The sequence below is a fragment of the Halobellus sp. LT62 genome, assembly GCF_037031285.1.
GTDB classification, from domain to species: domain Archaea; phylum Halobacteriota; class Halobacteria; order Halobacteriales; family Haloferacaceae; genus Haloquadratum; species Haloquadratum salinisoli.
Genome location: NZ_JAYEZO010000002.1, coordinates 426057 through 445442, shown reverse-complemented (window position 1 = coordinate 445442; position 19386 = coordinate 426057). Strand labels below are relative to the sequence as shown.

General features: G+C 64.7%; 21 protein-coding genes. 6 read left to right on the top strand and 15 right to left on the bottom strand.

Annotated elements, in window-relative coordinates; all coding sequences use genetic code 11:
- Positions 1–69 precede the first annotated feature (69 nt).
- The 3 genes from U5919_RS11515 to U5919_RS11505 all read right to left on the bottom strand — a co-directional run bounded on the left by U5919_RS11515 (position 70) and on the right by U5919_RS11505 (position 2644).
- Positions 70–789 carry a phosphoribosyltransferase family protein gene (locus tag U5919_RS11515; protein WP_336024449.1) on the bottom strand — a complete coding sequence of 240 codons (720 nt, stop codon included), beginning with the start codon at positions 787–789 and terminating at the stop codon, positions 70–72.
- A gap of 162 nt (positions 790–951) precedes the next feature.
- Entirely contained in the window at positions 952–1476 is a 525-nt protein-coding gene (pyrE, locus tag U5919_RS11510; RefSeq protein WP_336024447.1) for an orotate phosphoribosyltransferase, read from the bottom strand.
- 625 nt (positions 1477–2101) lie between these two features.
- On the bottom strand, positions 2102–2644 hold the full coding sequence (locus U5919_RS11505) for a CDP-2,3-bis-(O-geranylgeranyl)-sn-glycerol synthase (protein WP_336024445.1): 543 nt from the start codon (positions 2642–2644) through the stop codon (positions 2102–2104).
- Positions 2645–2766: 122 nt separating this feature from the next.
- Here U5919_RS11505 and U5919_RS11500 point away from each other — a divergent pair, with 122 nt between their 5' ends.
- Entirely contained in the window at positions 2767–3354 is a 588-nt protein-coding gene (locus tag U5919_RS11500; protein WP_336024442.1) for a DUF502 domain-containing protein, read from the top strand.
- 412 nt (positions 3355–3766) lie between these two features.
- On the opposite strand, the gene U5919_RS11495 is transcribed toward U5919_RS11500, so the two are convergent.
- The 3 genes from U5919_RS11495 to U5919_RS11485 form a co-directional block, all read right to left on the bottom strand.
- Positions 3767–4696, bottom strand: coding sequence for a branched-chain amino acid transaminase (locus tag U5919_RS11495; protein WP_336024439.1), 930 nt, complete (start codon positions 4694–4696; stop codon positions 3767–3769).
- Between the two features lie 125 nt (positions 4697–4821).
- The gene (gene ribB, locus U5919_RS11490; protein ID WP_336024438.1) at positions 4822–5598 is read right to left on the bottom strand and encodes a 3,4-dihydroxy-2-butanone-4-phosphate synthase; all 777 of its coding nucleotides are present in this window, start codon (positions 5596–5598) and stop codon (positions 4822–4824) included.
- Positions 5595–6305, bottom strand: a complete 711-nt coding sequence (locus tag U5919_RS11485; protein ID WP_336024437.1) for a DUF120 domain-containing protein — start codon at positions 6303–6305, stop codon at positions 5595–5597. The genes ribB and U5919_RS11485 overlap by 4 nt, the downstream gene beginning before the upstream one ends.
- 257 nt (positions 6306–6562) lie before the next feature.
- Here U5919_RS11485 and argS point away from each other — a divergent pair, with 257 nt between their 5' ends.
- Positions 6563–8317, top strand: coding sequence for an arginine--tRNA ligase (argS, locus tag U5919_RS11480; RefSeq protein ID WP_336024436.1), 1755 nt, complete (start codon positions 6563–6565; stop codon positions 8315–8317).
- Positions 8318–8347: 30 nt separating this feature from the next.
- Here argS and U5919_RS11475 read toward each other — a convergent pair whose 3' ends face one another.
- The gene (locus U5919_RS11475) at positions 8348–8491 is read right to left on the bottom strand and encodes a hypothetical protein (protein ID WP_336024435.1); all 144 of its coding nucleotides are present in this window, start codon (positions 8489–8491) and stop codon (positions 8348–8350) included.
- Positions 8492–8544: 53 nt separating this feature from the next.
- Complete coding sequence (gene minD, locus U5919_RS11470; protein WP_336024433.1) at positions 8545–10119, bottom strand: cell division ATPase MinD; 1575 nt, start codon at positions 10117–10119, stop codon at positions 8545–8547.
- 188 nt (positions 10120–10307) lie between these two features.
- Here minD and prf1 point away from each other — a divergent pair, with 188 nt between their 5' ends.
- Positions 10308–11558 carry a peptide chain release factor aRF-1 gene (prf1, locus tag U5919_RS11465; protein ID WP_336024432.1) on the top strand — a complete coding sequence of 417 codons (1251 nt, stop codon included), beginning with the start codon at positions 10308–10310 and terminating at the stop codon, positions 11556–11558.
- A 454-nt stretch (positions 11559–12012) separates the two neighbouring features.
- Here the strand turns inward: prf1 and U5919_RS11460 are convergent, their stop codons facing one another.
- Both U5919_RS11460 and U5919_RS11455 read right to left on the bottom strand, forming a co-directional pair.
- Positions 12013–12417, bottom strand: coding sequence for a DUF6276 family protein (locus U5919_RS11460; protein WP_336024431.1), 405 nt, complete (start codon positions 12415–12417; stop codon positions 12013–12015).
- A gap of 108 nt (positions 12418–12525) precedes the next feature.
- Positions 12526–12834: a hypothetical protein gene (locus U5919_RS11455; protein ID WP_336024429.1), complete on the bottom strand. Its 309-nt coding sequence runs from the start codon at positions 12832–12834 to the stop codon at positions 12526–12528.
- A 153-nt stretch (positions 12835–12987) separates the two neighbouring features.
- Here U5919_RS11455 and U5919_RS11450 point away from each other — a divergent pair, with 153 nt between their 5' ends.
- Positions 12988–13734, top strand: a complete 747-nt coding sequence (locus U5919_RS11450; RefSeq protein ID WP_336024427.1) for a CPBP family intramembrane glutamic endopeptidase — start codon at positions 12988–12990, stop codon at positions 13732–13734.
- Positions 13735–13769: 35 nt separating this feature from the next.
- Here U5919_RS11450 and U5919_RS11445 read toward each other — a convergent pair whose 3' ends face one another.
- Entirely contained in the window at positions 13770–14228 is a 459-nt protein-coding gene (locus U5919_RS11445) for an NOB1 family endonuclease (protein ID WP_336024426.1), read from the bottom strand.
- 16 nt (positions 14229–14244) lie between these two features.
- Positions 14245–14499, bottom strand: a complete 255-nt coding sequence (locus tag U5919_RS11440) for a PRC-barrel domain-containing protein (protein ID WP_336024424.1) — start codon at positions 14497–14499, stop codon at positions 14245–14247.
- A 318-nt stretch (positions 14500–14817) separates the two neighbouring features.
- On the opposite strand from U5919_RS11440, the gene infB reads away from it, so the two are divergent.
- Both infB and U5919_RS11430 read left to right on the top strand, forming a co-directional pair.
- Positions 14818–16632 carry a translation initiation factor IF-2 gene (infB, locus tag U5919_RS11435; protein ID WP_336024422.1) on the top strand — a complete coding sequence of 605 codons (1815 nt, stop codon included), beginning with the start codon at positions 14818–14820 and terminating at the stop codon, positions 16630–16632.
- Between the two features lie 177 nt (positions 16633–16809).
- Positions 16810–17052, top strand: a complete 243-nt coding sequence (locus U5919_RS11430; protein WP_336024420.1) for a DUF8015 family protein — start codon at positions 16810–16812, stop codon at positions 17050–17052.
- A 33-nt stretch (positions 17053–17085) separates the two neighbouring features.
- On the opposite strand, the gene U5919_RS11425 is transcribed toward U5919_RS11430, so the two are convergent.
- From U5919_RS11425 to pan2, 3 genes are all read right to left on the bottom strand, one after another.
- Positions 17086–17466 (bottom strand): DUF5811 family protein, encoded by a 381-nt coding sequence (locus tag U5919_RS11425; protein ID WP_336024418.1) that lies wholly within the window; start codon positions 17464–17466, stop codon positions 17086–17088.
- A 91-nt stretch (positions 17467–17557) separates the two neighbouring features.
- Entirely contained in the window at positions 17558–18043 is a 486-nt protein-coding gene (locus U5919_RS11420; RefSeq protein ID WP_336024417.1) for a pyruvoyl-dependent arginine decarboxylase, read from the bottom strand.
- A 72-nt stretch (positions 18044–18115) separates the two neighbouring features.
- A complete protein-coding gene (gene pan2, locus U5919_RS11415) occupies positions 18116–19345 on the bottom strand; it encodes a proteasome-activating nucleotidase Pan2 (RefSeq protein ID WP_336024415.1) in 1230 nt (409 codons plus the stop codon).
- Positions 19346–19386 lie beyond the last annotated feature (41 nt).

Here is a 19386-nt window from a genome sequence, read left to right as displayed (position 1 = left end):
ATGAAATCAGTTCACGCCGCCGGACAAACCGCGCCTACGTTCCGTTACGGTGATCGGTGATCGGATGTGCTAGTCGTCCTCGAACGTCGTGAGCGCACCGACCGGCGCGTCGGTGAGTTCACGGGCCCGATCGATTCCTTCGTCACCGACCGCGATCAGCGCGAAGACCCCCGTGACCTCCGCGCCCGCTTGCTTCGCGATGTCGAGAAGCAGCTCTTGGGTCTCGCCCGAGCGGATGAGGTCGTCGACGATCAGGACCCTCTCACCGCCGGTGAGCGCCCGCTGCGGGAGGTAGTACGTCAGCTCGATACCGGAGGCGAGGCGCTGACGCGATTCGATGAACTCCTCGACGGCGGTCTCCTTCGATTTCTTCGCGTACGCGACGCGGGCGTCGAAGTAGCTCGCCATCGCCGCGCCGAGAGTAATACCGTCGGTCGCGGCCGTCAGGACGACATCCGGGCGTTCGAAGCCGAGCGCGTTGGCGGCGGCGGGCGCGACGAGATCGAGGAAGGACTGATCGAAGACAATTGCAGAGTTGTCGACGTAGCCCTCGTCGTCGAACTCGACGCGGGCGCGCAGCTCCGCCGCCAGCGCCTCGCGGCCCACTCCCTCGACGACGTCGCGGGCGCGCTCGGTCCCGGGGAGGACGTGCCCGTTGACGTACCGGTTGAGGTCGCCCGCCGGGAGCTCGGTGAGCTCGGCGAGTTCGTCGTACGTGCGCGTCTCTTTGAGCATCCGCAGAACCGCAACAGACTGTAGCTGGAGGGCAGCCTTCTCCGCTCTGTTCATACTTCGATGTGCGAGGTTGCGTAAGTATGAATATGTCGATCCGTATGCACGCTGGAAACACCACGATTATGGATGCCGTGAGGGTGGGGCGACGGCGGGACTGGCGTCCGCGCGAGATACCGACTGCGAGTAGCGGCAAGAGCGCGATCGACGGCGACGGGGCTAGGAGCTATCTGCGAGGAGGTCTTCGGCCGTGACGAGCGCGTCGAGTTCGACGTCCGCATCGGCGAGTCGCTCGCGCGCGCCTTCCTGTCGGTCGACGACGACGAGCACGCGGTCGACGACCGCGCCGGCGTCGCGAAGCGCCTCGACGGCGTCGAGCGCGCTGGTCCCGGTGGTGGCGATGTCTTCGAGGACGACGACTTCCTCGCCCTCGCTGAGTCGACCTTCGATGCGGTTGCCCGTGCCGTACTCCTTAGCCTGCTTTCGCACGATGACGTACGGCGTGTCGGTTTCGACGCTCGTGACGGCGACGAGCGGGACCGCGCCGAGGGCGACGCCCGCGAGTTTCTCGCCGTCTAACTCCGCTGCGAACGCCTCCGCGATCAGCCGGAGGCAGTGGGGGTCGGTCTCGAAGAGGTACTTATCCACGTAGTACTCCGAGGTGCCGCCGTGAGAGAGTTCGAATTCGCCGAACCGAACGGCGTCGGCGTCGCGCAGCGCCTCGATGAGTTCGTCGTTCGCCATTGGATGTGAACGAGCGGGCGAGGCGCTTAAACGGGACGATTCCGAGCGGAGGCGGCCGGAGACGAGGAACTACGCAGAGGATTTATTTCAGGTTTGTGAGAGTGGATTTCCTGTCAAAGCGAGCTTGTGTGTTGAGCCTAACTCGACTATTGAGTGGTCAACTTCGTCTCCAGTCTTCCGGGAGACGTCGCCAGAGTGGCAGAAATATAGTCCAGAACGACACAAAGCTGACGACAATTGCAATCACAAGCAGCTCATTGCCTCTTATCTGTAGAACAGCAAAACAAAGCCCGAGGACGAGGAGGACTCCGAATCCCCATATGGCAAAGGCTCCCCCTTGCCGTAGGGTCATCGACGTTCTACGAAACATAAGTTGAACCCTTACGCTCTACAAATAAATCTTGCCAAGATACTACTGGTGCATTACGACACTATCAGACCCGTTCTTTCAAAACACGTTTTTGTTAGGTCTGAAGGCTGTATTGAGCATCCGCGAGCGAACGCAGTGAGCGAGCGGTTCACCGCCGACATCACGGCCTTCGGCCGTTCGTCGGCGGCATTTTTCCCTCCAGGTTTTTGGACGATGGGTTCGCGTCGCGAACCCATCGTGCAAAAAGGTGGGTGTCTAGTACGGTTCGTCTTTCAGGCCGAGCAGATACGCGATGGCGTTGGTCACGACGTGGAGTACGGGCGTGAGCACGACGACGACGACGAGCACGGGAAGCGTGAAGGTCTCTGTGAACCACCCGTAGTCGAGGAGCGCGGTGCAGGCGAGCGCCCCGGCGACGAAGTCGAGTTGGTCGACGACCGGAAAGGCCGCGCCGCGTTCGCGGCCCGTCCGGCGCTTGAGGAACGACGCCGTGATGTCTCCCAGCATCGCGCCGAAGGCGAGGCCGAACGCGGCGAGGAAGGGAAACGACGGGAGATCGACGTCGACGGCCGCAACGACCGCTGGACCCACGGCGTTGAGTCCGAGTGCGAGGAGAACGCCGACGGCCGTCCCGACAGCCGTTCCGCGCCACGTCTTGCCGTCGCCGAGGAGGCGTCGGTCACCCATCGTGCGACCGCCATCGATCGGCGCGCCGCCGCCGGCGAGGACGGCGGCGTTGTTCGGAACGTACGCGGGCAGCATCGCCCAGAACGCGACGACAACGAGATCAACGAGCATCGGTGTCGGCTGCGACGGCGAGCGCAAAAGAATGTCCGGTTCCGGTGACGGGATCGACCGCACGGAGCGACCGCGTCGACACCAGTCACTTTAACCCCCCAGTGAGACGTACGTACCGAGAGATGTCCTCCTGGAGGCGCGATTTCGCAAGCGGACTGATCGTCCTGACGCCGGTTCTCGTCATTTTACTCGTCCTCAACTACCTTTACTCGAGAATCGTCGATCTGCCCGTGATTCGACGACTGGACGAACCGCTCGGCTTCGTCGTCGCCGTCGTCGTCTTCGTGATGCTCGTGCTCTCGGTCGGCTATCTGATGCGGACGACGATCGGACGGCTGTTCGAGACGTACCTCGACGCCGCGATGAACCGGGTCCCGCTGATTCGCGTCCTCTACAACGCCTCGAAACTCGCGGTCGAGACGGCGGTGTCCGGCACCGACGACCTCCAGAAGCCGGTGAAGATCGAGCCGTGGAACGGGATGCGGATGACGGCGTTCAAGACCGGGAAAACGACCGACGACGGCCGCGTGGTCCTGTTTATGCCGACGGCACCGAACATCACCACGGGATTCGTGCTCGAAGTCGACCGCGCCGACATCACGGAGACGGACGAGAGCGTCGAGGAGGCGCTGACGCGGGTGCTGTCCGCCGGGTTCGGAGAGAACGAGCAGACGTCTCCGATCGATATCGACGCGCGGACGGACGAATGAGATGACGTACGCGTACCACACGTCGAAGGTCGCGATCGGCTCGCGGTCGCGCTGCTCGCGTACGGGCTCGCGAGCGACGCGTTCGTCGTCGGCGTTCAACTTTCATACAGCGCACTCTTTGTTGCCGGACTGTTCCCCGGGGTTCACGGGCTGTTCACCGGCGTCGAAGCCGCGGTAGCGGCCGGAAACGATCGAAGCGAAACGAATGTCGAATCGAAGTAATCCGGGCAGTGCGGAGCGGAGGCAGTGCGGAGGTGGTGCGGGGCGGAGGCAGTGCGGTTTCCACGCGGGGAGTTTTTCCCTCCGCCGTGAGACGCTGCGCGTCTCACGAGCCTTGCTTCGCTCCGCTCAGCAAGACAGGTTTTTGCGCGGAGGGGTCCGCAGGACCCCTCCGCAGTAAAAAGGTGGGTGTCTAGACGTACGTGAACCACTCGTCGTGGGCGTCGGTCCGCCGCTCGACGAGATCGAAGAACGCCTGCTGGAGCTCCTCGGTCACGGGACCGCGGGAGCCGTCGCCGATGACGACGTTGTCGACCTTCCGGATCGGCGTGACCTCGGCGGCCGTCCCGGAGAAGAACAGCTCGTCGGCGGTGTTGAGTTCGCCGCGGGAGATACTGGCCTGATCGTGGACGGTGTATCCGCGCTCGCGGGCGAGTTCGATCACGGTGTTGCGGGTGATGCCGTCGAGGATGCTCTCGGAGAGCCCGGGCGTGTAGATCTCGCCGTCGCGGACGAGGAAGATGTTCTCGCCGGGTCCCTCGGCGACGTTGCCCTCCTTGTTCAGGACGATCGCCTCGGTGTAGCCGTTGCGGCGGGCCTCCTCGCCGGCGAGCATCGAGTTGACGTAGAGTCCGGTCGTCTTCGCGTTCGTCGGAATCTGACTGGAAGCGTGCTTGCGCCACGAGGAGATCATCACCTCGACGCCCCGTTCGAGGGCCTCCTCACCGAGGTACGCGCCCCACGGCCACGCCGCGATGGCGACGTTCACCGGGTTGTCCTTCGGGCTGACACCGAGAGAACCGTAGCCGTAGAAGGCGACCGGGCGGATGTAACAGGACTCCAGTTCCTCGCGGCGAAGCAGTTCGAGCGTCGCCTCGGTGAGCTCCTCGCGGGAGTACGGAAGCTCCATATCGTAGGGGTCCCCCGATTGGAAGAACCGTTCGAGGTGCTCGTCCCAGCGGAAGATCGCCGGGCCGTTCTCGGTGTCGTAACACCGGACGCCCTCGAAGATACCCGAGCCGTAGTGGAGACCGTGCGTGAGAACGTGGACCGTCGCGTCGTCCCAGTCGACGAACGAACCGTCCTGCCAAATCGTCCCGACGTCCATGTCGTCGAATCCCATATGCCGTGGTTTACTCCCCGGAATATAAAACCATACAAGAGCGACTTCGGAGGTACAGGCCGGGTACCGGGGACGTATCGCGTCTCGGAGGGCGATCGAAGAGTCGGACGCGGTCTCCTCGGTGATCAACCCAGCCGGTCGATGATGTCTGCGCCTTCGACGTAGACGAGGTCGTTTTCGCGAGCGTACGCCGCCGCGTCGGTGGGCGTTCGAGCGCCGCCGGTGTCGGCGTCGAGCATCTCGCAGACGACGACCGCGGGCGGGAGGTCCGCGGCGTCGGCGAGCGCCAGTCCCAGTTCGGTGTGGCCGCGGCGATCCGCGAGGAGATCGGGCGCGCCACGGAGGACGTGGACGTGTCCCGGCGTCCGGAACTCGTCGGCGAACGCCTCGGCGTCGTAGTCGCTTTCGCGCCGTTCGACGCGTTCTGCGGCTTCGCCGAGCCGACGAATCGTGAGCGCGCGGTCGTCGTCGGTGATGCCCGTGAACGTCTCGCGGTGGTTCACCGGCAGCGAGAACGACGAGCGGTCGTCGTACGCGAGGTCGTGATCGGCCGCGGCGGGGTGTTCGAGTTCGTCTTCGAGGAACGGCAGGCCGACGGCGTCGGCGACGGTATCGGAGACGGCCGTGCAGACCAGCCCGCCCGCGTCGCGGCGAAGTCGGGCGACGGCCGCGGCGTCGACCGCGTTCGCCGGATAGACGATGTCCGTCTCGCCCTCCCGGTCCGCGGCGTCGTGGACGAGGACGGGTTCGCCGCGCCGGAAGGCGGCGAGCGCGCGGTCGACTGCGTGGTCAGCCTCACGATCGAGAGTGCTGTCGGCGTCTGGGTGCTCGACGACGCTGTCGCCGTCTCGGTCGGTCTCCCGGGCGCTCTCGGGCGCGATGTCGGTCGTCGTCCGCGTCATTCTACCGCCTCCACGCTGACGGTCACGACATCGCCGTCTTCCAGATCGAGCGTGTCGCGGAGCCGAACGGGAGCGATGACCTCCAGTTGTGTCTCGTCGTGGTGCGTCCGCTCGGGAACGATGATGTGAGCGGTCTCGGCGACCTCGCCGTCGTATTCGACCGTCGCCGCGTAGCACGTCGCGGGGCCGAACGTCCGCTCGTCGTCCTCCCAGCCGTCGATTGGGACGCCGGAGAGCGAGGAGACGGCCGAGCGGGCCCTGACGCTCTCCTCGTCGAGATCGACGTTGAGCGTGCCGGCGAACGGCTCGTACCCGAGTCGCTCCGCGAACTGCTCCATATAGCCGGACAGCGAAATGTAGTGCCGTCCTTCGCCCATCCCGCTCGTGACCGTGCCGTCGAGGTCGACAGTCGACGGATCGGTTCCGTCGAAGATGCGCCGGTAGTGCGCGTACTCGCGGTGGAGCGCCGCCTCGCCCGATTCCGTCAGCGATACCCACTGCCCGTCGGCAACGACGTCGCGCTCGACGTGACCCGCCTGTTCGAGCCGTTGGAGCCGACGCGAGGCCGTCTGGTTCGAGGCGTCGAGGCGGTCGGCGAGAGCCGAACAGGAGATCTTGACGGGGGCCGAAAGCGCGCCTTCGAGTGCGACGAATTTCAGCGCCGCCAACTCGTCGTGGCCGACGGCGGAGACTGCCGATTCTGACATTGTCCGTAATTCGAGGCCGTTCGTGTTAAGCATAACGACTTTGGAACGTGTTCCAGAATTGTGATGGGAAGAGCGGAGTGAACGCGAAAAATTCGCGACATCGCCCGCAGAGTCTCGATTGTAGGAGGTATCACGAAGTTGTGGTCTCCGACTCCTAAAGGCGTCGATCCCGGCGACGGTGACGTTCGGGAGCCACCCAGCAGCGCCGTCCGAGGGCGTTCGGAAAGGCCTTTAGCCGCGGTGGCTGAACGGCGAGTATGTTCAGAGCCTTCCGTTCGGAGGTCGAGGACGCGGTCGAAGCGGCACTCGACGCGCTCGACCTGCCGACCGACGACCTCGGGGTCGAGGAACCGCCGGAGGACGTCCCGGCGACGCTGGCTTCGAGCGTCGCGTTCCGCCTCGCCGGAGAGGTGGGTGCGGCACCCCCCGCGGTCGCACAGGACGTCGCCGACGCGATCGATCTCGGCGACTGCGAGTACGTCGGCCGCGTCGACACGCAGGGACCCTACGTGAACTTCTATGTTTCCGACTCCTACTACGCCGACACGCTCGATGCGGGACGCGCGGCGGACTACGGCACGCTCCCGCCGACGGGCAAGTCCGTCGTCGTCGAGCACACGAGCGCGAACCCGACCGGTCCGGTCCACGTCGGCCGCGCCCGCAACCCTATCTTCGGCGACGCGGTCGCCCGCGTCCTCGATTACGCGGGTAACGACGTCGAACGGCACTACTACGTCAACGACGCCGGTCGCCAAGTGGCCGTCTTCACGTGGGCCTACGAGACGTTCGACGAGTCGGACCTGCCGGAGCCGGAGCGCGATCGCGCCGACTACGACCTCGTCCGCTACTACCGGAAGGGTAACGAGTTCTTAGAGAACGCCGAAGGCGACGTCGTCGAGGCGGCGGAAGCGGAGATTGCCGAGATAATGCAGGGGCTCGAAGCCGGCGACGAGGAGACGTACGAGCGCGTCGCGATCGTCGTCGATCAAGTGCTCGGCGGGATGCGAGCCTCGCTCGAACGGCTTCCCGCGGAGTTCGACCGCTTCGTGAAGGAGACGGGGTTCATCCGCGACGGCTCCGCCGACGACGTCGTCACGCGGCTGAAGGCGTCCGATCACGCCGTCTACGAGGAAGACGCGTGGCAGCTGGACCTTTCGGCGTTCGGGCTGGAGAAGAACCTCGTGTTCCTCCGCTCGGACGACACCACGCTGTATACCACCAGAGATCTCGCCCACCACGAGTGGAAGTTCGAGAACTACGACGAGGCGGTAACGGTCCTCGGCGAGGACCACAAACTGCAGGCCGAACAGCTCGAAGCCGCGCTCGAAATCCTCGGCAACGACACCGACCAGCTTCGACAGACGTTCTACTCGTGGGTCAACCTCCCCGAGGGCGGGATGTCGACCCGCGAGGGGACCGGCGTCGACCTCGACGACCTGCTCGACGAGTCGATCCGACGCGCCCGCGAGGAGGTCGAAGACCGGCTCGGTTCGCGCGTCAGAAACGACGAACTGCGCGAGGAAGACATCGACCGGATCGCCCACCAAGTCGGCATCGGCGCGGTCCGCTACGACATCGTCTCGAAGCAGCCGACCAAGGGAATCACCTTCGAGTGGGAGCGCGCGCTCGACTTCGAGGCGCAGTCCGCGCCCTACGTCCAGTACGTTCACGCGCGGTGTTGCGGCATCGAGGGCGAGGCGGCCGACGCGGGTATCGAGCCCGCGATCGACACCGCACTGCTCGACACCGACGCCGAGCGAGAACTACTTGCCGACATCGCGCGCTTCCCCGCGGTGATCGAGGAGGCCGCGGAGGACCTCGAACCGCACGTCGTCGCCACGTTCGCCCGCGAGTTCGCCGAGACGTTCAACACGTTTTATCGGGAGTGTTCGGTGCTCAACGCGGAGGACGACGCGGTCGCCGCGGCGCGTCTCGGACTGGTCGAAGCGTCGCGGCACACCGTCGCCAACGCGCTCGACGCGCTCGGCATCGAGGCCCCCGAATCGATGTGAGACGGTCTCGGCGTCGAGATCGGTAGCCGCTTACGGACCGAACGAAGCGAACGGGCCGATCATCCCCGTCAGATCCCCACCCACGGCGAACACGGTCGCAACACCGGCACCGAGCGCCAACACGACGAACAGAATGAACCACCAGAACGGGACACGCGAATCTGTTTCTGCCATATCGACGACTCACCGCTCCCGGATAAAAGAAGCTCCCGCTTCCGCGCGCTAGCCTATCCGAAGAATCGACCGAAGAGGCCCTTCTTTTTCCCGGAGTCGTCGTCGGCCGTCTCGTCTGTCTCCGCCGCTTCGTCCCGCGCTCCGTCGTCAGCGTCTTCCTCCCCGACGTCTTCCTCTGAAGAACCAGTCGCGTCCACCGAATCGTCGACCCCCTCGCCGGTCGCGTCGACGGCGTCGGCCCCCTTGCCGGTCGCGTCCGCGTTGTCGACACCGCCGGCCGGATCGCCGCCCGTCTCGTCTTCGGGGCCTTCAGCCGCGTCGATGTCGTCGGACAGCGACGTCGTGTAGACACCGGTGTCGGCGTCCGCCTCCGCGTCGTCGCTCGCGGCGGTGAGTTCGTCCGCGCTCGCGGGTTCGACGAGCGGGTCCGATTCGTCGTCGTCGGATTCCGTTCCGTCGTCCTCCGAGTCGGATTCGACACCGGGCGCGGCCGAGTCCGCGCTCGATTCGTCGACGGAATCGGCTCCGACGTCGTATTCGGCCAAGGGATCGGTGTCGCCGCCGGGCCCGTCCTCCTCGTGGGCCCCCGCGACGACGATGTCCTCATCGCTCGTCGGTGAGTCCTCGTCCGCGGCCTCGTCATCCGAGACGGACTGCTCCTCTGAGAGAACCTCATCCTTTGAGGAGGCCTCACCCCCCGAGGGGGGCTCATCCGCTGAGACTGCTTCGTCCCCGGAAACCGGGTCCGCCTCCTCGTCGGCGTCGAAATCCTCGTCGTCGAGGTCCTCGTCGGTGTCGACGCCCTCGTCATCATCTTCGGAAACGTCGGCGGCGACATCCTCGTCGGAGTGGTCAGTCCCGCCGGCGTGAGTGCTCTCGTCGGGTGCGTCGAGTTCACCGGTTTCGTCGCGCTCGTCGGCGAGGCTCGCATCGCCGGTGAGACGTCCCGCGAGCGAGCGGTACGCCGACGCCGCGTCGCTGCCCGGTGCGAACGTCGTCAGCGGTTCGCCCGCTTCGGCGGCCTGCGAAATCACGGCCGCGTCCGGCACGATCTGGAGGATCTCCGCGTCGAGTACGTCGCTGACGAACTCCGGGTCGAGCGTCTCGCGGTCGGCCCGGTTGAGCGCGACGCCCGCGACGCTGACGCCGAGGCGTCCGGCGACTTGGCGCGTTTTGTCGGTGTCGCCGAGGGAATCGCGCGTCGTCGTCGAGACCAAGAGCACCTCGTCGACGAACGTCATCGGGACGACGGTGTCGTTGCTGAGGCCCGCACCGGTGTCGAGAACAACGTACTCGTACTCCTCGGTGAGATCAGCGAGGACGGCGTCCAGTTCGTCCGGATCCGCCCGAGAGAACGCGTCGAGATCCGGCGAGCCGGGGACGACTGCCAGCCCGTGCGGCCCCTCGAGAATCGATTCGTCGACGTCGGCATCACCGGCGAGGACGTCGTGGAGCGTGGCGTCCCCGAGCGAGACACCGAGCGCGCTCGCGAGATTCGCCATCCCCAGATCGCCGTCGACGACGGCGACGCTCGATCCCGCGGCGGCCAACGCGGCGGCGAGGTTCGCCGCCGTCGTCGTCTTGCCGACACCCCCCTTCGCACTGACGACTGCGTAGACACGACCCATAGGTTCGTTCCGTGACTCCCGCGTTGAGCTTATAAATCTGTCCGGCGAACCGGGCGGTTTGATAATCGGCGCGTGCGGCGGCGTTCCCCGACCCGACGCCGACCGCACCGACCCCGACCGACCCGTCGACCGCACCGTTTCGCCCGTAGTCGCAGGTTACTTACCTGCTGGAGCGGCTAGTACGGGTAATGAGTACCGACGCCGACGAGGTGAACGAGGACCGTCGGAAGTACGAGTTCCGAAAGGTCATCGAGGAGCTCAAAGAGTACGAGGGCTCCGGCACGCAGCTCGTCACGATCTACATCCCCCCGGACAAGCAGATCTCCGACGTCGTCGCCCACGTTACCCAGGAGCACTCGGAGGCGTCCAACATCAAGTCCAAGCAGACGCGGACGAACGTGCAGGACGCGCTGACGTCGATCAAAGACCGGCTCCGCTACTACGACACCTTCCCCCCGGACAACGGCATCGTCCTCTTCTCGGGCGCGGTCAACTCCGGCGGCGGCCAGACCGAGATGGTCACGCGCGCGCTGGATAGTCCGCCCGAGCCGATCCAGTCGTTCCGCTATCACTGCGACTCGGACTTCCTCACCGAGCCGTTAGAGGATATGCTGACCGACAAGGGCCTGTTCGGCCTGATCGTCCTCGACCGCCGCGAGGCGAACGTCGGCTGGCTGAAGGGCAAGCGCGTCGAGCCCGTCAAGTCCGCGTCGTCGCTCGTCCCCGGCAAGCAGCGGAAGGGTGGCCAGTCAGCCCAGCGGTTCGCCCGCCTCCGGCTCGAAGCGATCGACAACTTCTATCAGGAGGTCGCCGGGATGGCCAACGACCTGTTCGTCCCGAAGCGCCACGAGATGGACGGCGTCCTCGTGGGCGGTCCCTCGCCGACGAAAGACGAGTTCCTCGACGGCGACTACCTCCACCACGAGGTCGGCGACATCGTCGTCGGGAAGTTCGACGTCTCCTACACGGACGAGTCGGGGCTGTACGACCTCGTCGACGCCGCTCAAGAGGTCCTCGCCGACCAAGAGGTGATGAAGGACAAATCCGAGATGGAAGAGTTCTTCAAGAAACTGCACACCGGCGAGGAGGCTACCTACGGGTTCGGCCCCACCCGACAGAACCTGATGATGGGTTCGGTCGACCGACTGCTCCTCTCGGAGGACCTCCGCTCGGACGTCGTAATCTACGAGTGCCCGAACGAGCACGAGGAGTACGAGGTCGTCGACCGCCGACACGGCGATCCCGGACACACCTGCACCGAGTGCGGCGAGGAGGCCGAGAAAACCGACCGCGAGGACGTGATCGAGTACCTGATGGGAATCGCCGAACAGCGCGGCACCGAGACCAAGTTCATCTCCACTGATTTCGAGAAGGGCGAACAGCTCTACGACGCGTTCGGTGGGATCGCCGGGATTCTGCGGTACTCTACCGGCGTCTAGAACGCACCTTTTACTGCGCTCGCCTTCGGCTCGCTGGTAAAATCTGCACCAAAAGCCTGCGAGCCTCCCTTCGGTCGGCTCTGGGCCTTGCCTTCGGCGAGTAAACCGGCGACCTTCCGGGCTCTTCGAGCCACTCAGTCGTCGGATAACAACTCCGACGATTGCCCGATATCTCTCGCCATCCTGAGTGGTTCCTCAAACGTAATTTCAGGGTCATTCGGGACAAATTAGCTGCATAAATAAGCGTGCGTGTTGAGCATCCGCGAGCGAACCCAGTGAGCGAGCGGTTCCCCGACGGAGCCGCCGAAGGCGGCGGAGTCGGACACGTTTTGGTCCAGCTTTTTGCAACAAGCGGTGCGCCGGAGGCACCCGAGTCAGCAAAAGGTGGCTGTCTTGATCAATTCGGGTTACCTGTCACTGAAACACTCTGTTCGCTTTACACACTTCCAGCCGATCAGCAATCGAGCATCGATTCGAGCTGTCGGCGACGACGCGCCAGATCGACACGTGCGTCGACGGAGTCGTCGGCCGCGAGCCGATCGAGCGCGAGAAAAACGTCCGTTCCCGACGCCTCCGCGTAGTCGAGGAGCGACTGGACCGCCGCGCGGTTGAGCGCGAGCGAATCGAGGAGATTCACGAGAAGCAGCAACGCGACTCCGCCGTCTCCGTCCGGGACCGTCGCGGGGAGATCGGCGTCGCGTTCTGTCTCTCTCGAATCCGTCACGTCGATCGGAAACGTACGGAGGCAACGAGGACAACACCAGATCACGGTACCCTCGTCCGGAGCGAAGCCCCGGAGGTCCGCAGGGACGGGAACGTCTACGAGTGAGACACCGCAATCCGGACAGTCGGCACCCATACGCACCGCTACGGGTGCAGCGTGAAAGGATCTATCGCCCGCGTGCGGACATGAGGAAGGGTCACGCAAACAGTCGGGTGCATCCCGCTTAGCATCCGTTCTTCCCCGTTACTCACGGAGGAAATCGAGGATCTGGATATGCACCTTCATAAAGAACGCACGAAGGGCGGCGATCGTCTGAAGGAGCACTGCAACTGCAAACACCGCGACAACGGCGATGAAGGCGTAATACAGCGGTGCAGCCGCCCCGTCGGGAAGCGGTATCGTGAGTCCCAATGGCCGTTGGAAGAGGAGCACTCCGAGCGGGATCAAAAGCACGAACGCAATCCCCGCGATCACGTCGGCAACGCTGTGGAGTCGTCCGAAAAACCATACGTTGAGTTCCCACCATCGACGCAGGGTGTCCAGTACGCTCATAACCCGATGACACACATCCTACATTATTAAATATTAATCACGGATACGCCAAGAGATGCATTGTTCAAGTTCTCGTACAACGCGAACCGAATCTATCGCGTACGAGTGAGATCGGTATCCCTATTCGCGCTGAAACCGTACCACCGTCCAAGAATGGCTTCCGACGCCCGTTCGTCCTCGATCGGCGATCCGCGGACGCATCTCCGCGCGCTCGGCGGGGCGTTCGTCGTCGTCGCGCTCGTCGTCCTCCTCGCGTCGATCGCCGTCTCGCTCGCGTATCCGCTCATCGACGCCGCCGGGATCGCTCGCGAGAGCGCGCTCGGCTTGGCGCTGCGGAGCGCCTTTCAGTTCGTCGGCTTCGGCGTCGCGGGCGTCGGCTACCTCGTCGTCACCGATCAGTCGGATCTCGTCCCCGTTCGCCGCCCGACGCGCGGAGATCTGAAGTGGCTCGGGATCGGGTTCGCCGCGTTGCTCGCGCTGTACGTCGGCTCGTCGGCGCTCCTCAGTGCTTTGGGATATCAGGGGGCCGACAGCGTAATCGCCCAACAGGGCAGCGGTCAGCCGGTCTACTTCCTGTATCTGATTCCGGTGACGATGCTTCTCGTCGGCCCGGCCGAGGAGCTGATCTTCCGCGGGATCGTCCAAGGCCTGTTTCGACGGGCGTACGGCACTCGCGTCGCGATCGTCGCCGCGAGCGCGATCTTCGCCGCCGTGCACCTCTCCTCGTACAGCGGCGACGGACTGTTCGTGACGCTCGGGACGATACTCGTGCTCGGCGGGACGCTCGGCGTGATCTACGAAAAGAGCGAGAACCTCGTCGTGCCGGCCGTCGTACACGGCTTGTTTAACACCGTCCAGTTCGTCGGACTCTACGCGACGACGACCGGGATACTCGGCTGACCGAATCGGTCGGGTGAATGGATACGCCGACAGGCTTACGCGGGGTTCTTCCGCGCCAGTTCCGTGCCGCAGATCGGACAGCGGTCGCGGTGCTCGTCGAACTCGCGGCCGCAGCCCTGACACTGGAACGTCCACTCGCGCTTCTCGGAGATTCCCTCGCGCGCGATGATCTTCACGTCGATGTCGACGTGGTCGGCGACGTTCTGCATCGCGTAGTCGTCGGTGACGAGGACCGCGTCGAGCTCGAAGGCGGCGGCCAAGAGGCGAACGTCAGTCTCGGAAAGCGCCTCCGCGTCCCCGGTTTCGCCCGCGGCGCGCTGGATCTTCTCGACGGTGCCCGCGGCGGGAATGTGGATGTGCATCCCGGAGCCCTCGTCGGCGTCGTAGCGGTACGACGCCTCGCCCTCCAACTCCTCGCGGACCATCGGGATCGAGGCGATATCGTCTGTGGTGTGGTACTCGTGGATGAACGCCGAAGAATCGAGGATCTGCATCGGACAGTGCCTTAGATTACGGTTGAACGACGATGTAGTCTCTGACGTCCTGTACGCGCGAAACGGGGATGCGAACGATCTGCTCGTGTTCGTCGGTGTCCGTCTCGAAGCCGAGCTGGCTCGGGTTGACGTCCTCGTAGGGAGCGACGAGCAGGTCGCCGATAGCGCCCGTTTTGAGGTTCATCTCGATGTTGTACAGCTCGCCGAGTTGGGCACCGTTCGACCCCATCACGCCCTTCCCGGAGAGATCCTCAGCGAGTTCGTCTGGCATACCCCACGCTACTGCGTCTTATTACATAAACGCCACGGGCCCGATTCTGTCGGAGGTGTCTATGTGAAGAGTATCAGAACCCAGTGTCCGAAATGCTTCACGGACGTACGTCCGACAGTGTGAACATCCGGTCCTCGACGCGGTCGACGACGACGGATCGACGAACGTGGCGTCAGAGAACCGAACCGTGACAGTCGCCTGCGGCCCGTGCGTGAGCCGGCCGAAGCCCACGCGATCGGCGTCGTCTGTGGATGACGATGGACTTAACTACAGTCCAGCAGTGATTTACGACAAGGAATTTCTCCGGGGTGATTCTCTATGTCTGACACCGACGCCGACGCCGCCTCGACAGCCGAACCGGACGCCCTGCGGACACCGATTGTCGCCGTTCTCGGCCACGTCGACCACGGCAAGACGACGCTGCTCGATACGATCCGCGGCTCCGCCGTGAGCGAGGGCGAAGCGGGTGCGATCACCCAGCACATCGGCGCGACCGCGGTCCCGTTAGAAACGGTCTCGGAGATGGCGGGCGACCTCGTCGACCCGACGGATTTCGACCTGCCCGGACTGCTGTTTATCGACACGCCCGGGCACCACTCGTTCACGACGCTTCGGTCCAGAGGCGGCGCGCTGGCGGACATCGCCGTCGTCGTCGTCGACGTCAACGACGGCTTCCAACCGCAGACGATCGAGGCGCTCGAAATCCTCCAGCGGACGGGAACCCCGTTCGTCGTCGCCGCCAACAAGATCGACACGACGCCGGGCTGGAATCCCAACGACGGGATGCCGATTCAGACGACCTACGAGAAGCAATCGCAGAACGCGAAGAGCCGACTCGACGAGAACCTCTATCGGATCATCGGCGATTTGTCCGATGAAGGCTTCTCGGCGGATCTGTACTGGCGCGTCCAGAACTTCACCAAGAACGTCGGGGTCGTCCCGCTGTCGGCGATCACGAGCGAGGGCGTGCCGGATCTGCTCGCCGTGCTGATGGGACTGTCGCAGCGATATATGAAAGAGCAGATGGCCGTCAACGTCACCGGACCCGGCGCGGGGACGGTGCTGGAAGTCAAAGACGAGCGGGGCTTCGGCGCGACCGTCGACGTCGTCCTCTACGACGGCAGCGTCCGCCCGGACGACAAAATCGTCGTCGGCGGGATCGACGGCCCGATCGTGACCGAGGTGCGGGCGCTTCTGCAACCCCGACCGAACGCCGAAATCCGCGTCGAGAAACGCTTCGACAAGGTCGATGAGGTCCGCGCGGCGGCGGGGATCAAGATCGCCGCGCCGGAACTCGACGACGCGATGGCGGGCGCGCCGATCCGCGTCGTCCGCGACCGCGACATAGCGGAAGTGATCGAGGAGGTCGAGTCCGAGCTCGCCGAGATTCAGGTATCGACCGAGGAGGAGGGCGTCGTCGTCAAGGCCGACACGCTCGGGAGCCTCGAGGCGATGGCCAACGCGCTGCGGGAGGCCGAGGTTCCGATCCTCCGCGCGGAGGTCGGCGACATCGCCCCGCGAGACATCGCCGTCGCTTCGACCGCCAACGAGGACAAACACCGCGTAATCTTGGGCTTCAACGTCGACGTGCTCCCGAACGCCGAGCGCGAACTCGACGAGAGCGACGTGAAACTGTTCGACGACGACGTGATTTATCAATTGATAGAGGAGTACGAAGAGCACGTCGAATCGATCGAGCGCGCACAACAGGAGACGGTCCTCGATAAGATCGTTCGACCGTGTCGCTTCCGAATCCTCGAAGATCACGTCTTCCGGCAGTCGGACCCGGCCGTCGTCGGCGTCGAGGTGCTCTCTGGAACCCTGAAGAACAACCAGAACGTCGTGAAGTGGGAGGGCAACGAGGCGACGCGGGTCGGCCAGCTCTCGGGGATCCAAGAGCAGGGCGAGGACGTCTCCGAGGCTCGCGCCGGGACGCGGGTCTCCGTCGCCATCGACGGGCCCACGGTGGGCCGCCAGATCGACGAGGGCGACGAGCTGTGGATCGACCTCCCCGAAAAGCACGCGAAGATCCTCGAACAGGAGCTCTCCGACGACATCCCCGCCGACGAACTGGAGGCGCTGACGAGCTACCTCGACAAGCACCGGAAGCGCGATCCGTTTTGGGGGAAGTAGCTCGCTGCGGGCTCGTCGGTCGTCGCCTCGCTGAGCGACCTCCGAGGCACGCCGTATTCGCATATTATTCGCGTAGCTGAGTTTTATCGTTACACCGCCTTCGAGCGAACGCGTGCGCCTGTCCGGAGTAAGTTTTACAATTGAAGATCGAGTAGTTCTAACCGGAGATGAGTACCTATGAGCCGCACAGAGTCGATAACCACGGATGGGTCTCAGAGCGTATCGCGCTACGATCTCCTCTTGGCGGCACTGCCGATCCCGCTGCTTTTGGGACTCGGTAGCGGCGTCCTCACCGATATGCCGCTCGCGGCGGCCGCTGGTCTCGGCAGTGTCCCGTCGGCGCTGCTGCTCGGATACGGCTTGTTCGTCGACGCGCCGCGCCCCGAGCGAAGCCTGCGGGGACGCGGACCATCGAGTTGATCGAACTCGAAAACCGAGAACTGATTCGAGACGCTACCGCGCGGTTGGCGTCAGCCCGTCGCCGACGGTGTTCATCACTTGAAGCGCCGCGCTCGCGGCGAGACCGCGGGCGACCTCGTCGCGGTCCTCGTCGGTGAGTCCCGATTCGAGGTCCTCCTCGTCGGGCGCGAAGCCGGCGCTGACGGGGTGCCCCGCGGGGGGACGAACCGCGACGGTGGCCTGCGGGCCGTTCGCACCGTAGGAGAGTTCGGAGCCGACGACGTAGCCCTCGGGAAGGTACGCCTCCGTGCGAGAAACGATGCCTGCGACGGCGGTACGGAGTCTGCGTACCTGTGCGTCCGAGAGGTCGACGTCCTCGGGACGGCCCGCGTCGACGACGCCGGGAGCGCCCGCGTACGGGTTGTTTCCATTCATTTCGTGATGTCCTCGAAAATAGGGGGACACGCCGTATAAACCCGTCGGCGGCAGCAGAACCATCGATGATCCGCAAGACCGACGTAACGGCCTACTTTCGCGGGGAGCGGAATATCGAATCACTCTCGCCGTAGACCGCGAGCGTCACCGCCGTCGTGTAGCCCTCGCCGTCGGCCTCGGCGGTCGTAACGGTGACTTCCCGCTCGTCGAACTCCCACTCGCGGAGGTCGCGACCGGCGGCGAGGCCGACCTCGACACTTCGCCGCACCGCGTCGGGGTCCTCGCCGGAGGCCTCGTAAAACAGCCCCGGACCCGGGCCGGTGGTCCAGCCCAGACCCGCCGAAACGGTGCCGACGCCGCCGGTGGTCGATCGGGCTTCGACGACCGTGAGGCGGTTTCCGGCCGGGCCGAGGTTCGGGGCGGTGTCGACGTCCTCGACGGTCGCGTCGGCGGGAATGACCGAGGAGACGGGAACGAGGTTGTAGTTGTGAACGTTCGCGTCGGCGAGGGCGGCGTCGTAGGAGGCCATCTTCGTGGGCGCATCGCCCACGCCGCGAACGATCCGGATCGTGTGCATAATGGAGAACGACCGCGCGGCGAATAAGCGGTTACGGATCGGACCCAGTATCGAGTCGGCGGCGAACGCAGCTCAGTACTGGTACGTCGTCGGTCCGGGAATCGTCGTCTGCTCGTCGGCGTCTTCGATCTTGTCGTAGGCGTCGTCGAAGTCGCGTCGGCGGATTTCGGTGCGGCCGTCCCGGATGGCGAACATCCCCGCCTCCGTCGCCAGTGCGGCGATCTCCGCCCCGGAGTAGTCTTCGAGCGCCGCCGCCAACTCCTCGAAGTCGACGTCGTCGTCGACGTTCATATCGCGGGTGTGGATCTCGAGGACCTGCTCGCGGCCCTCTTCGGTCGGTTTGGGGACCTCGATGAGGCGGTCGAAGCGACCGGGGCGGAGGATCGCCTCGTCGAGCATATCGAAGCGGTTGGTCGCGGCGATGATGCGGACGTCGCCGCGGTCGTCGAAGCCGTCCATCTCCGATAACAGCTGCATCATCGTCCGTTGGACCTCCGCGTCGCCGGAGGTCTTCGAGTCCGTCCGTTTCGAGGCGACGGCGTCGATTTCGTCGATGAAGATGACCGCCGGTTCGCGTTCGGCCGCGAGATCGAAGAGGTCGCGGACGAGACGGGCACCCTCGCCGATGAACTTTCGAACCAACTCGGAACCGGCCATCTTGATGAACGTCGCGTCGGTCTCGTTGGCGACGGCCTTCGCGAGCATCGTCTTCCCCGTTCCCGGCGGGCCGTAGAGCAGCACGCCCGACGGCGGCTGAATGCCGACCTGCTCGAACATCTCGGGACTCGTCAGCGGGTCCTCGACGGCCTCGCGGACCTCCCGAACCTGCTCGTCGATCCCGCCGATGTCGTCGTAGGTGATCGACGGCGAGGCGTCGATCTCCATCGCCTGCGCGCGGGAGTCCGTCTCGTCGTCGAGCAGCTGCTGGATGGCGAAGGAGTCGTTGATCGCGACGCGGTCACCCGCCTGCAGTTCGCTGTCGAGGTGCGGTGACGCCTCGGTGAGTACCTCTTGGTTGTTTCCGTGCTGCTTGATCACGATGCCGTCGTCTGTGAGTTCTTCGACGGTCGCGAGATACAGCGAGGACGTCTTCAGCGTCTCGTTACGCCGCTTCAGCTGTTCGACCTCCTCCCGCAGTTCCTCCTGCTGATCGGTCGCCGCCGAGAGCCGATCGTCGAGTTCGTCGTTGACGGTCACGAGACGCTCGTAGTGCTGGCGGATCGCCGATAACCGCTCGGCGTCCGACATCTCTGGATCCAAGTCCAGACGAGGGCGATCTGGAAGGGATGGACTCCGGGACATCAGTTGGCCGTTCTTGGAGACGGTCGTAAATGTGCCTTTGG

Bases quoted from the DNA above. Each gene is read 5' to 3' on its own strand.
- pan2 (WP_336024415.1), bottom strand. From the start codon at position 19,345: ATGTCCCGGAGTCCATCCCTTCCAGATCGCCCTCGTCTGGACTTGGAT.
- U5919_RS11460 (WP_336024431.1), bottom strand. From the start codon at position 12,417: ATGGGTGCCGACTGTCCGGATTGCGGTGTCTCACTCGTAGACGTTCCC.
- U5919_RS11475 (WP_336024435.1), bottom strand. From the start codon at position 8,491: ATGGCAGAAACAGATTCGCGTGTCCCGTTCTGGTGGTTCATTCTGTTC.
- U5919_RS11500 (WP_336024442.1), top strand. From the start codon at position 2,767: ATGTCCTCCTGGAGGCGCGATTTCGCAAGCGGACTGATCGTCCTGACG.
- U5919_RS11455 (WP_336024429.1), bottom strand. From the start codon at position 12,834: ATGAGCGTACTGGACACCCTGCGTCGATGGTGGGAACTCAACGTATGG.
- U5919_RS11425 (WP_336024418.1), bottom strand. From the start codon at position 17,466: ATGAATGGAAACAACCCGTACGCGGGCGCTCCCGGCGTCGTCGACGCG.
- minD (WP_336024433.1), bottom strand. From the start codon at position 10,119: ATGGGTCGTGTCTACGCAGTCGTCAGTGCGAAGGGGGGTGTCGGCAAG.
- U5919_RS11450 (WP_336024427.1), top strand. From the start codon at position 12,988: ATGGCTTCCGACGCCCGTTCGTCCTCGATCGGCGATCCGCGGACGCAT.
- U5919_RS11485 (WP_336024437.1), bottom strand. From the start codon at position 6,305: ATGTCAGAATCGGCAGTCTCCGCCGTCGGCCACGACGAGTTGGCGGCG.
- U5919_RS11430 (WP_336024420.1), top strand. From the start codon at position 16,810: ATGAGCCGCACAGAGTCGATAACCACGGATGGGTCTCAGAGCGTATCG.
- argS (WP_336024436.1), top strand. From the start codon at position 6,563: ATGTTCAGAGCCTTCCGTTCGGAGGTCGAGGACGCGGTCGAAGCGGCA.
- U5919_RS11495 (WP_336024439.1), bottom strand. From the start codon at position 4,696: ATGGGATTCGACGACATGGACGTCGGGACGATTTGGCAGGACGGTTCG.
- infB (WP_336024422.1), top strand. From the start codon at position 14,818: ATGTCTGACACCGACGCCGACGCCGCCTCGACAGCCGAACCGGACGCC.
- prf1 (WP_336024432.1), top strand. From the start codon at position 10,308: ATGAGTACCGACGCCGACGAGGTGAACGAGGACCGTCGGAAGTACGAG.
- U5919_RS11445 (WP_336024426.1), bottom strand. From the start codon at position 14,228: ATGCAGATCCTCGATTCTTCGGCGTTCATCCACGAGTACCACACCACA.
- U5919_RS11420 (WP_336024417.1), bottom strand. From the start codon at position 18,043: ATGCACACGATCCGGATCGTTCGCGGCGTGGGCGATGCGCCCACGAAG.
- U5919_RS11440 (WP_336024424.1), bottom strand. From the start codon at position 14,499: ATGCCAGACGAACTCGCTGAGGATCTCTCCGGGAAGGGCGTGATGGGG.
- ribB (WP_336024438.1), bottom strand. From the start codon at position 5,598: ATGACGCGGACGACGACCGACATCGCGCCCGAGAGCGCCCGGGAGACC.
- pyrE (WP_336024447.1), bottom strand. From the start codon at position 1,476: ATGGCGAACGACGAACTCATCGAGGCGCTGCGCGACGCCGACGCCGTT.
- U5919_RS11505 (WP_336024445.1), bottom strand. From the start codon at position 2,644: ATGCTCGTTGATCTCGTTGTCGTCGCGTTCTGGGCGATGCTGCCCGCG.
- U5919_RS11515 (WP_336024449.1), bottom strand. From the start codon at position 789: ATGAACAGAGCGGAGAAGGCTGCCCTCCAGCTACAGTCTGTTGCGGTT.